This window comes from Enterococcus sp. 2G9_DIV0600 (assembly GCF_002140615.1).
Lineage (GTDB): Bacteria > Bacillota > Bacilli > Lactobacillales > Enterococcaceae > Enterococcus_D > Enterococcus_D innesii.
On sequence record NZ_NGLL01000001.1, the window covers coordinates 2,684,032 to 2,691,245 of the forward strand.

General features: G+C 39.3%; 6 protein-coding genes and 2 pseudogenes. 2 read left to right on the plus strand and 6 right to left on the minus strand.

What is annotated here, in order from left to right:
* Nucleotides 1–18: 18 nt before the first annotated feature.
* Genes A5870_RS12865 through A5870_RS12880 form a run of 4 tightly spaced genes read right to left on the minus strand, consistent with a single transcriptional unit; the run spans nt 19 to nt 3,085 of the window.
* On the minus strand, nt 19–765 hold the full coding sequence (locus tag A5870_RS12865; RefSeq protein WP_054114517.1) for an amino acid ABC transporter ATP-binding protein: 747 nt from the start codon (nt 763–765) through the stop codon (nt 19–21).
* Nucleotides 762–1,472 carry an amino acid ABC transporter permease gene (locus A5870_RS12870; RefSeq protein WP_021150492.1) on the minus strand — a complete coding sequence of 237 codons (711 nt, stop codon included), beginning with the start codon at nt 1,470–1,472 and terminating at the stop codon, nt 762–764. Before A5870_RS12870 ends, A5870_RS12865 begins: the two co-directional genes overlap by 4 nt.
* A gap of 12 nt (nt 1,473–1,484) precedes the next feature.
* Nucleotides 1,485–2,297 (minus strand): transporter substrate-binding domain-containing protein, encoded by an 813-nt coding sequence (locus tag A5870_RS12875; RefSeq protein ID WP_074536903.1) that lies wholly within the window; start codon nt 2,295–2,297, stop codon nt 1,485–1,487.
* A 35-nt stretch (nt 2,298–2,332) separates the two neighbouring features.
* Nucleotides 2,333–3,085 (minus strand): amino acid ABC transporter permease, encoded by a 753-nt coding sequence (locus A5870_RS12880; protein ID WP_086293226.1) that lies wholly within the window; start codon nt 3,083–3,085, stop codon nt 2,333–2,335.
* 306 nt (nt 3,086–3,391) lie between these two features.
* Here A5870_RS12880 and A5870_RS12885 point away from each other — a divergent pair, with 306 nt between their 5' ends.
* A complete protein-coding gene (locus tag A5870_RS12885; protein WP_086293228.1) occupies nt 3,392–4,075 on the plus strand; it encodes a PHP domain-containing protein in 684 nt (227 codons plus the stop codon).
* Nucleotides 4,076–4,111: 36 nt separating this feature from the next.
* On the opposite strand, the gene A5870_RS12890 is transcribed toward A5870_RS12885, so the two are convergent.
* Entirely contained in the window at nt 4,112–4,609 is a 498-nt protein-coding gene (locus A5870_RS12890; RefSeq protein WP_002295755.1) for a GNAT family N-acetyltransferase, read from the minus strand.
* A gap of 55 nt (nt 4,610–4,664) precedes the next feature.
* Nucleotides 4,665–5,572 (minus strand): annotated as a pseudogene (locus tag A5870_RS12895) (IS982 family transposase).
* A 257-nt stretch (nt 5,573–5,829) separates the two neighbouring features.
* On the opposite strand from A5870_RS12895, the pseudogene A5870_RS12900 reads away from it, so the two are divergent.
* Nucleotides 5,830–7,020: pseudogene (locus A5870_RS12900) on the plus strand (IS256 family transposase).
* Nucleotides 7,021–7,214: the final 194 nt, after the last annotated feature.

Below are 7,214 nucleotides of genomic sequence, written 5' to 3' on the forward strand. Positions count from 1 at the left end.
TTCCTCCCTGCATAGTTGTTAGCCGGCCAGCTGTGTGGTAAAGCGGGCTAAAAAGGCTTTGGTTCGTTCTTCTTTGGTTTCCTCGAATACTTGTTGCGGTGTGCCTTGTTCAACAATATGTCCATTCTCCATGAAAACGACTTTGTCTGCTACTTCATACGCGAATTTCATTTCATGGGTCACCAATACCATGGTCGCACCGGCTTCCGCAATTTCTCTGAGCAGCGCCAATGTCTGTCCCACTAGTTCCGGGTCCAATGCCGAGGTAGGTTCATCAAACAAGATGACCTTAGGATTCAACGCCAACGCACGGGCGATCCCGATACGCTGTTGTTGTCCACCTGACAGTTGGCTAGGATAAAAATCTTGTCGTTCAGACAAACCGACTTGATCCAACAAAGCCTCTGCTGTTCGCAGGGCAGCTTCTTTGCTTTGTTTTTTGGTCACGATCAATGGCATCATGATATTTTCTTTGGCTGTTTTATTTTGAAACAAGGCATAATTTTGGAAAACCATCGCTGTTTGCCGTTGATGGGTCAATATTTCTTTTTTACTTGCTTTGTGCAATGTGGTGGTGGTTTCTCCCAATTGAATCACACCTTGATCTGCTCGTTCCAAAAAATTGAGACAACGCAAGAAGGTCGTTTTTCCCGAACCGGAAGGCCCCAATAAGACGACTACTTCGCCTTTAGCGACATCAAGATCAATCCCTTTTAACACTTCTTGTTTGCCGAATCGCTTATGGATATCCGTTACTTTCATCATAATGCGGCCCTCCTTAGTTTGCGCAACAGCCGATTTTCCAGTAATTGTGCCCCTTTTTCGATGACCAAACTAATCAGCCAATAAATGATCGCAACAGCCACATACGCTTCTAAAAACCGATAATTTTGCTGGGCCGTGATTTTAGCTGCCGCAAAAACATCGACAACACTGACCATGGAAGCTAAGGCCGACGCTTTAACCAACGAGATCAGCAAATTACTGAACATGGGCAATGAAATCGGCCAGGCTTGCGGGAGCAGCACACGACGGATGACTTGTAAGTTCGTCATGCCGATCGATTTGGCTGCATCGAACTGCCCTTTTTTGACTGCCGCAAATGCGCCCCTGAAAATCTCGCTGCTATTGATAGCAGACATTAAACTCAAGGCGGCGATCGCTATCCAAACCATGTTGAAATCTTTAAATCGCAAAGTCCAATGCATCGACTCCGCCCAAATATCAAACTGTTTAGCAGAAATAAGATATAACGCTAAAATCACTAAAACCACTGGGACCCCTTTTAAGACCGTGACAATCACTTGCAGCACTGGTGCGAGGATCTTGATCCTATACAGACGAATCAAGGCGATGATCAACCCAACCACCGCGCCAATGACTAGTGCGGTCAACGCCATAAAAAGCGTCGTACCAATATAATGACTTGCTGTTTTCAGCGCTTCGATCATAATAGACAATTGAAAACTCATCGCTATTCCTCCCTATTCTGGGACGTAATCCCCATCTAGATATTTTTCTGATAATTCTTTGATCGTTCCATCTGCTTTCAATTCCTCTAATGCTGTATTGACCGCATCAATAAAGTCTTGGTCAGCTTCTTTGTTGAACAATAAGTAGGCATCTGAGTTGTGGACTGGTTCGCTGCCGATCTCTAGATTTTCACTAAATGAATTGTTCCAATTATCGACTTGATATTCTGGTGCTAACGTTGCATCGACCGCACCTGAAGTGACTGCTTGTACGATTTGCTCGTTGTTGTATTCCCCATAAACCAATTCAAAAGCATCGGGATTTTCTGCCAGATAAGCCTCAGCCATTGCTGCTTGGTTAGTAGCAGTCGTCACATAGACTTTTTTTCCTGCTAAATCTTCGAAGCTATCGTAGACCGTACCGGCATCTGGATCAGAGACAATATACGTATCCCAGACCACATACCCAACATCCCCATAGACGAATTTTTCTTTCCGTTCATCATTGACTTCATATTCATAGGCAGCCATCTGGACTTTATTGCTTTCTAAATTTGATAACGTCGTTGGGAAATCCGCTCCTTCAAAGGTAAAGGTATAATCAAGTAATTTTTCGTCGATTGCTTTAACGACGGCGACATCATAGCCATCATATTCACCATTTTCGTCTAAATAAGCATATGGCAATGCTTCATTCCCAGTACCCACCTTGATTTCTGTTGCATCACTTGCTCCACTGCTTGCAGTGTCGGCAGAACTGCTTCCGCAAGCCCCTAAAACCAAAAGTGTCACCAATGTAATTGCACCTAAAATCGTTTTTTTCATTTGAATTCCTCCCTTTCCCTCTACCCAAAATTTTCCTATGTTGTTTTGATTTTTTGCTGTTTTTTGGTCCATGATATCAGTGGTACTTTTGCTGTTTGTTGTTTTGTTTTCGAAAAACTCATCCGACGTTCCAGACCGGTGAAAACACGTTCTAAGAGGAAGCTTAAGGTAATAAACAAGATCGCCGCACCGACATAGCCTTCAAGTGTATGGAAGGTCACTGCGCCTATCGCTCGCGCTTTGCCGACAACATCCACTACCCCAATGGTAAAAGCCAGCGATGTGTCTTGCAGCAGTGCAATCGTAGTTGTACCAAATGCAGGTAATACGACACGGACAACTTGCGGTAAAATCACTTGTCGATACATTTGTGTTTTCGTCAATCCGCAAGCAATACTCGCTTCCTTCTGTGTGACCGGTACACTTAGAATCGCAGCCCGGAAAGTTTCAGACTGAAAGGCAGCAGTATTTAATCCGTAGGTGATATAGATGAAAATAATTTTATTCCATGAGGAAACATCGATTTGAATCATTTGTAATAAGGCGGGTACACCATAATACACAACATACAGTTGAACCAATATCGGTGTGCCTCGAATAAATGAAACGAAGACTGCCGCCAGTTGACTCAGAAATGGCACTTTTTCGACACGAATAAATGCAAGTAAAATCCCTAAAAGCAATCCTGTAATCGACGCCACTGCTACTATCATCAACGTAACCGGCAAAGCACTTAAAACCTTTGGAAAATATTCCCAAACTAATTTCCACTGAAAAAATTCCGACATATTGCCCCTCCTTTTTCTGAATATTCTGATTATTAGACAATATTACTAATGGAAAAAAATTTTTCAATAGATTCATTACTAAAACTTCATTAATTTTATAAATTCTCCCTTTTAACTAAAAAAAGAAAGATGCAAACGGCATCTTTCTTTTTAATATAAGAATATAAAATACTACCCGTGGTGCTAGTTAATTTTTTCCTAGAGGAAAATGTCTAAACATGTTGGTAAATCAACAAAAAAACGCATATAGTAGTCTCAAAACTCCCAAGAAATGAGGACTATTTAACAAACTACGATGGTTACGTCGTGACAACTGAACATTTTGACTTAGCCAATCCTGTTAATAAAGTCGATGATATCCCCGATTATGAAATGTACAGTCAAACAATCGATAGCTTAAATAAGCGTTTTGGCAATCGTGTTTTAAAAGGCATCGAAATCGGTTACATCGCTTCTGAAAAGGATCGGATCATCGACTATTTAGCCGATAAAGATTACGATTTAAAATTACTCAGTGTGCATCATAATGGTCAATTTGATTATTTAGATGACGAAGTCAAAGATATGGATCCTGCTATTGTGATTCCTCAGTATTTTGCACAACTTTCAGAAGCACTAGTTGTTATAGAAGCAGATGTCTTTGCTCATTTTGACTATGGTTTTCGGGTATTTGGTCTATCCGTTGCTGAATTTAAACAATATGAAGCGCAGTTTTTACCGATTCTAGATCAAGTAATCAAAAATAAATTGGCATTCGAATTAAATGCTAAGAGCGCTTACTTGTATGGCAATTTAGCGTTATATGAATATGTCATCGATTTATATCTTTCACGTGGTGGTACCTTGTTTAGTGTTGGATCAGATAGGCATTACCTTGAACATTTCCGTTTCCATTTCGATGATCTTTTTGCTCTGTTAAAAGCAAAAGGTGTGACGGAATTAGCGATTTATCAAAAAGGAAAGCGAATTATGGTTCCATTACCAGTCTAAAAAAACGTCCTCAGCATCAAAAGTGAGGACGTTTTTTTAGATTTCTTTTTCTAAAATCGGACAAATACGATCTTGTTTTCCTAAAGGAAAATGTTTGATCCCGATTTTTTTAAATCCATGACGTTCATAAAAACGAATACCTGCATGATTTTTTTCATAAACAGTCAAACGTAAATAACGTTTTTGTTTCGTTTTAGCATAACGATTCGCTTCATCGAGTAACCGTTGCCCTAACCCTTTGTTTTGATAATCTTTGAGCAGATAGAGCCGTTGAATCTCTATAGCATCTTTTTCATCATTGACTTTCATATAACCAATGAGTATTTGATGATCCTTAATACCAATAAATTTACTGGTTGACTGTGCCAATTCTACTGCCAATATTTCAGTTGTCAATTGTGTCTGTAAATATCCTTGCATATCAAGTGGATCTGCGCCATCGATAAACGATTCATAAAAACTGACAACACTTACAACTTGTAAAGCATCTAGATCATCATAATCTAAATACGCTAGTGTGATTTGATTGTTCATCTAACTCCTCCTTTTGACATAGTATACTATAAATCACCCGTGGTGCTAGTTAATTTTAATATCCTAAAGAATATCTCAAAGTTCCTTCAAAACGTCGTTGTGCTCGACTTAATAGAACACTGTAAGCCAGTAATATGCTTTCAAATCTACTCTTTAGCCCTTTAACAGAACGTGAGTTGAAATTTTGACAACCTAATTTTTCTAAGGAAGAAAAAACAGTCTCAACTGTTTTTCTTTGTTTTCCAAGTAAGCTGTGGTCTAGTTTTTATGATTTATTCATGTTTTTACGTGGCGGAACGGATATAGTAATGCCCTTAAGGGCAAGCTTTTCATGGATTTTATGGCTAATATATCCTTTGTCCCCTAGGATATTGGGAAGATTCGCTTCTTCCGATAAAGTCTCTAACACTTTCACGTCATGGACACCTGGATTCGTGATTGAGTAAGTAATCGGAAAGCCAGTCTTAGTAACGATCATATGAATTTTAAGACCATAAAAATAAGATTTTTTGTTGAGTTATAGCCAATTTTGGCTATTTGATTCAATAGTTTTGCTTGTCTATTTCTAACTGGTTTACATAATGGACTAGGAAAACTATCTATAATTCCGACTAGTTCACTTTTGGTGAGCTTCTTGATGAAAAAGTATCGAATAATCTTGATAGTGTAAGCTAAGTTTGAACTTAAGCGAGTGAATCGACTCCTACTAGGAAAGTCACCATTAGGAAATAAGACGGAACAAACCGCTCTATACGTGGCTCTTTGGCTAGTATAGCCATTAATTATGCCCCATATAACACAAGCAATAATCACTGTATCGCGTTGCTTCAGTTGATCAGTATTTCTTCGGTTTTTAATCTTATCTGGTACACAATTGTGGTATATGTTAGAAACAGTTCTCATAATTTCCTTGAATGTTATAAAAGTATCTGTATAATGTTCAGTATATTTTGATGAACGCATATGTAGTCCTCATTTCTTGGGAGTTTTGAGACTACTATATGCGTTTTTTTGTTGATTTACCAACATGTTTAGACATTTTCCTCTAGGAAAAAATTAACTAGCACCACGGGTAAAATACTTTAATTTTTTAGGTTCTATAATATTTAGTGTTGGTGGAAAATCTGAGAGTGTAAAATATTTTGTGTAAATAGAAAAAAGGAAGTCCCTTCTGTAGAATAGAGTTACCACAACACATTCACAGAAGAGAGGACTTCCCTATGAATGATTTTACTACAGAAATTCTAAAGACTCTAGCGAACAAAGGCGATTTGAATGAATTATTCCGTGTCCATTTGGAGAAAGCAGTCAATACGCTTCTCAAAACGGAGTTAACGGCTTTCCTAGATTACGAAAAGTATGATCGCATTGGTTTTAACACGGGTAATTCTCGTAACGGCTCCTATGACCGTACGGTCAAGACCGAGTATGGGGAACTTCATCTCTAGATTCCGCGCGACCGCAATGGTGAGTTCAAGCAACAGACTGTTCCTGCTTATAGACGGATGAATGACACGTTAGAGGAGACCGTCATTCACCTCTTCCGAAAAGGTATTACCATGTCGGAAATCGCAGACTTGATTGAGAAAATGTATGGGCATCACTACACGCCCCAAACCATGTCCAATATAACAAAATCATTTACAGAAGAGGTAACGGCGTTTAAAGGGCGGGAGCTTCATGACCGTTATTCTGCTATTTATATGGACGCAACGTATATTCCGTTAAAGCGGAAAACCGTCGCCAAGGAAGCTATTCATATCGCAGTTGGCATTCGCCCGGACGGATCAAAGGAAGTATTGAGCTATGCGATTGCACCGACTGAATCCATCACGATTTGGGAGGAAATTTTATTGGACCTTCAAGAGCGCGGTTTGAAAAATGTCCTCCTGTTCATCACGGATGGCTTAAAGGGGATGGTAGGAGCGATTAGTCGGTTCTATCCCAAAGCTCGTTTTCAACATTGTTGTGTACACGTTTCCCGTAATATCAGTCACAAAGTGCGTGTCGATGATCGTAAGGAAGTCTGTGATGATTTTAAAATGGTGTATCAAGCCTCATCTAAAGAGGTGGCGTTGGAAGCACGTGGTGCTTTTGCGGAAAAATGGAAAACCAGCTATCCAAAAGTGGTTGAATCGATTCTTTCGAACGATCACTTGCTCACTTTCTATGATTTCCCATTAGCCATACGCAAGACTATTTACTCTACGAACTTGATTGAATCCTTTAATAAGCAAATCAAGAAATACAGCCACCGCAAGGAACAGTTCCAAAATGAAGAGTCGATGGAACGTTTCTTAGTCTCGTCTTTTGATACTCACAACCAAAAATTCCTAGGTCGCAGTCATAAAGGTTTCCAACTGGCCGAAGGCGAGCTCGAACAAATGCTAAGCCAACTGATTGAGAATTAGAAACAATCTGCAGTAGGGAAGAATCATTTACACAAAATTATTGACGCTCCCCAAATAAATCATAGGAAATAAGTAAGCTAATTACTATAATTGAATACAATATTACATAAAGCAAATGTAAAAGTCCCATAGACATTTCTCCATTTCTTTTTGACTGTATACCAAGACTATAAGTATGAGATTTTACCTTTTCA

What these genes read in the sequence shown, in the direction of transcription:
- A5870_RS12865 (WP_054114517.1), bottom strand. Translation starts at nt 765, where the DNA reads ATGATGAAAGTAACGGATATCCATAAGCGATTCGGCAAACAAGAAGTG.
- A5870_RS12870 (WP_021150492.1), bottom strand. Translation starts at nt 1,472, where the DNA reads ATGAGTTTTCAATTGTCTATTATGATCGAAGCGCTGAAAACAGCAAGT.
- A5870_RS12875 (WP_074536903.1), bottom strand. Translation starts at nt 2,297, where the DNA reads ATGAAAAAAACGATTTTAGGTGCAATTACATTGGTGACACTTTTGGTT.
- A5870_RS12880 (WP_086293226.1), bottom strand. Translation starts at nt 3,085, where the DNA reads ATGTCGGAATTTTTTCAGTGGAAATTAGTTTGGGAATATTTTCCAAAG.
- A5870_RS12890 (WP_002295755.1), bottom strand. Translation starts at nt 4,609, where the DNA reads ATGAACAATCAAATCACACTAGCGTATTTAGATTATGATGATCTAGAT.